We start from the raw sequence: 3,391 nt of genomic DNA, 5'->3' as shown, positions 1-3,391 counted from the left end.
GATGAGATCATGAAAATATTTGAGGAACTCAACAGACGGGACGGCATTACTATCGTGATGGTCACGCACGAACGGGAGATCGGGGAATATTGCAACCGCATCATCACCATCCGAGACGGGCTGGTGAACAACGAGGAGGTGCTGCGATGATAGCGCAACTCGCAACGCTGCCGGTAGCGCTTCGCGGTATCCTTGCCAACCGGCTGAGATCTTTCCTGACCATCCTGGGAGTGATCCTCGGTATCGCTTCAGTGATCGCTCTGACATCGGTGGGGCAGGGATCGAAACAGATGGTGCTGGATCAGATCGGACAAATGGGGTCTAATCTGCTCACTGTATCTCCCGGGTCTTCATCTCAAGGGTTCGTCCGACAGGGGGCTGGCAGTGCTACCACGCTAACGTACGAGGATGCGGAGACTATTGCCAGTTCTCCGGATATCACCGCCGTCAAGTCTGTGGCTCCGGAGGCTTCCACCTCAGCCCAACTCGTTTTTGGCGGCGAAAACACCCGCGCCAGGGTCTATGGTGTAACTCCGCAATATGAACAAGTGCGCAAAAAAACCGTAGCCGAGGGACAATTCATTACCCAGGATGATGTGGACAGCAAATCAAATGTCTGCGTCTTAGGCAGCAGCATTGCCGAGACCCTCTTTCCCGATACGGACCCCGTCGGCCAAACGCTGAAGCTTTCCAGTAAACTGTTCACCGTAGTGGGTGTTCTGGAAAGCGAAGGTGGCATGATGGGATCCGATAATTTGGTGTATGTCCCTATTACCACGGTGATGTACCGGCTCAACCCGCAGCGGACCAGTTCTGGGGATCATGTGATCAGCACCATCTACCTGCAAGCGGTCTCGAGCAGCAAGAATGATCGGGCCATTGAACAGGTCTCCGCGGTTTTGCGCCAAGAGCACGAGATTATGCTGGGCGATGAGGATGATTTCTCCATCACCAGTCAGGAGGAAATCGAGGCCACCCTCACCGAAACCAGTGACACTCTTACCTCCTTGCTGACAGTAACCGCAGGCATCGCACTTCTGGTGGCCGGGTTGGGGATTATGAACATCATGCTGGTATCGGTCACCGAACGCACGAGGGAAATCGGAATCCGCAAAGCAGTGGGCGCCAAGCGCCGTCATATTCTGACGCAATTCTTGCTGGAAGCATCGACCATCAGCATCGTCGGCGGGTTGATTGGCATCGGAGTCGGGATTGGCGTTTCACACCTGCTCTCCGGCTCGATCACACTCAGCCAGCAAACCATCCAAACAGTGGTCACCCCGAACTCGATCATGCTGGCGTTCGGGGTGGCGGTGGCCATCGGGCTCGTCTCCGGGCTATATCCGGCCATGAGAGCATCCAAATTGAACCCGATTGATGCCTTGAGGTACGAGTAAACCAAAAGCCAAGCATCAGTTGACGCAACACTGCACACCGGCTGCGAACTGATGCCTGACTTAAAGAGCCTTCTGAAATTCACACGTAGATCATCCAGAAGCCTGCAGCAAAACAGTGGATACCAGATCGAAAAGGAGACAGTGAAACCATGGGGGAAATCAAGAGTTGCTTAAGATGTCAGGGTAATGTCTTTCTAGAGTGGGACTTTTGCTTTGGTGGTTGGTATGAATGCTGTCTGCAATGCAGTTACCGCCAGTATCTTCCGGCCGTAGCGAAAGCCCGGCGGAAGGCGACTAAAGCAGGAAGAAGAACCAAGAACTTATTCAAAGGGGGGAATGACTAATCATGGTGAATAATCGGATAAAGACAATAGCGGTGGCCGTGGCCACTGTCGTGATTGCCGGAATTGGTTTGGTGGCCTATGGCTGCGGCAGTGATTCCGATACAGAAGAGGCATCAACGCTTGTGGAGCCGACGCAATCCGCTCCTCAGAACACGCAGACGACTGACTCCGGAAATAGTATTTCCAATGCAGAGGCGACCTCTGTGCCTGCGGAAGGAACACCATCCACACCTGGGAGCAGACAACCCCCCTCATTCGGAAGTATCAGCGATATGATGGATTCGCAGCTTGAGGCGCTTGTTACAGAGGGGATATTAACTGCCGGGCAAGCGGAAACGATACAAGAAATGGTGGCAGAAAGTGAAGGCACAGAGATGGATACCATGAGGGTGTGGGACAGCGCAGTAACTGCAGGCATTTTGACTGAGGATGAGGTCCAGCAAATCCAGGAATATCTGATGGCCAGCAGAACGATGCCACCAGAAGGTGTGCCTGCGGAACCGCCAGCAAATGGCACACCCGAGGCTGTTCCTCTAGCGGGCACGTTAACGCGAGTTCCATGATGTGACGAGAGATGGAGTATCTGTTCTGGAGGCCTTTCATGGCTTGGGACCGGGAAGAGGAAGTGCGTCTCTTGTGGGGGCGATTCTTGTAGTCGTCCCTGGAGGAAATCCATTGCTTGGGCAACACACACGGATGAATATGGCATCGATTGGCCTAAGAGGACGACCTGGTCCAACAAAGCAAGGATGGCGATCTGGACTGTTTCAACGTGTTTGTGGAGAGGTATCAGGGGCAGGTCTATAATCTTGCTTTTCGGATGCTTGGAACCGCAACGGATGCTGAGGATATCTCCGAGATGGCTGAAACTGAAATCAACCGACCCGGGTTAATCGAGGAGGTTAGCACGTGAAAAGAGTTTTGCTTGTCTTCGTGGCGATAGTGCTGATTTTGATGGTTGCGTGCGGCAATGGGAGCAGTGAAAAATCGCCAACCTCAACCCCGACAACTGTTGCGCCAACTCCAGCGGTCAGTTTTACTGCAACAACACCTGCTAGTGTATCAACGTCTGCAGTACCCTCCCTGGCTGACATGGTGGCGGCGGTTTACCCATCGGTGGTTACCATCAATACCGAGTCTACAACTTACAATTATTTCTATGGACAACAGGTGCAGGAAGGTGCCGGATCGGGTTGGATATATCGGGAAGACGGCCTTATCGTCACCAACAATCATGTAGTTGAGGGAGCCCAAAAGGTTACGGTAGGGCTGGCTGATGGGAGAGCGTTCGAAGCGGAAGTGATTCATGGAGATTCTGTGGCTGATCTGGCCATCGTCGAAATAGATGCCAAAGATCTGCCGGTGGCCAAAGTCGGCGATTCATCGAGCATGCGAGTTGGTGAGTGGGTGGTGGCTATAGGCAATCCTCTGGGGCAAGGATTGAGAGCCAAGCAGGGCATTGTCAGCGGAATGAACGTGTCCTTGTCGGCAGATCAGGGGGAATCCCTGTTTGATCTCATCGAGACATCTGCCGCCATCAATCCGGGCAACAGCGGCGGGCCTTTGGTCAATATGGCAGGCGAAGTGGTCGGAATCACCAGCGCCAAGATCTCTGCGGTGGGTGTGGAGGGTATGGGATATGCGATCAGC

General features: G+C 53.5%; 3 protein-coding genes. All 3 read left to right on the top strand.

The features are described from left to right. Window positions 1-146: 146 nt before the first annotated feature. Window positions 147-1,397, top strand: a complete 1,251-nt coding sequence (locus PHV74_10360; GenBank protein ID MDD5094763.1) for an ABC transporter permease — start codon at window positions 147-149, stop codon at window positions 1,395-1,397. Between the two features lie 346 nt (window positions 1,398-1,743). After that, the gene (locus tag PHV74_10355; protein ID MDD5094762.1) at window positions 1,744-2,304 is read left to right on the top strand and encodes a hypothetical protein; all 561 of its coding nucleotides are present in this window, start codon (window positions 1,744-1,746) and stop codon (window positions 2,302-2,304) included. A 346-nt stretch (window positions 2,305-2,650) separates the two neighbouring features. Then, a partial coding sequence (locus PHV74_10350; GenBank protein MDD5094761.1) for a trypsin-like peptidase domain-containing protein occupies window positions 2,651-3,391 on the top strand: 741 nt, incomplete at its 3' end.

This window comes from Dehalococcoidia bacterium (assembly GCA_028711995.1).
Classification (GTDB): domain Bacteria; phylum Chloroflexota; class Dehalococcoidia; order SZUA-161; family SpSt-899; genus JAQTRE01.
This window is presented reverse-complemented; position numbering and strand designations above follow the sequence as displayed.

Coding starts and splice junctions, on each gene's coding strand:
- PHV74_10360 (MDD5094763.1), top strand. CDS start 147: ATGATAGCGCAACTCGCAACGCTGCCGGTAGCGCTTCGCGGTATCCTT.
- PHV74_10355 (MDD5094762.1), top strand. CDS start 1,744: ATGGTGAATAATCGGATAAAGACAATAGCGGTGGCCGTGGCCACTGTC.